The following is a 534-nucleotide window of genomic DNA, read 5'->3' as shown; positions in this document are numbered from 1 at the left end:
GCTTCTCTTGCCACTTCCTCAGGTACGCCTGCGATCTCGAACATTACGCGTCCCGGCTTTACAACTGCTACCCAGTACTCCAGGGTACCTTTACCGGAACCCATACGTGTTTCAGCTGGTTTCGTAGTTACTGGTTTATCTGGGAATATCTTGATCCATACTTTACCGCCACGCTTGATGTAACGTGTCATAGCGATACGGGCAGCCTCGATCTGGTTTGATTTGATCCAGCAGGGCTCTGTTGCAACGATACCATATTCACCATATGAAAGCGTGTTTCCACGAAGCGCTTTTCCTTTCATGGAGCCACGGAACTGTTTACGACGTTTTACTCTTTTTGGCATTAACATTATTTATCGCTCCCTTCCTTTGCTGCCTTTTCCGGAAGAACCTCGCCTTTGTAGACCCAAACCTTTACGCCAACTTTTCCGTAAGTTGTGTCCGCCTCGGCAAATCCGTAGTCAATGTCTGCTCTCAGTGTCTGAAGAGGAATTGTTCCCTCGCTGTAGAACTCTGTACGGGCCATATCAGCTC

Annotated in this window: 1 protein-coding gene and 1 pseudogene; both read right to left on the bottom strand. The window is 48.3% G+C overall.

Annotated features, from left to right (window positions below; genetic code table 11):
* Positions 1 to 350: 50S ribosomal protein L16 (gene rplP, locus H7U32_RS09705; RefSeq protein WP_204469841.1), on the bottom strand; the 350-nt coding region annotated here is incomplete at its 3' end.
* A gap of 38 nt (positions 351 to 388) precedes the next feature.
* Positions 389 to 534, bottom strand: a pseudogene (locus H7U32_RS09700) (30S ribosomal protein S3); the annotation flags it as partial.

It is taken from the genome of Bifidobacterium pullorum subsp. saeculare (assembly GCF_016899725.1).
GTDB classification, from domain to species: domain Bacteria; phylum Actinomycetota; class Actinomycetes; order Actinomycetales; family Bifidobacteriaceae; genus Bifidobacterium; species Bifidobacterium pullorum_C.
Note: the sequence above shows the minus strand (reverse complement) of the source record. Positions and strands in the feature narration are given on the sequence as shown.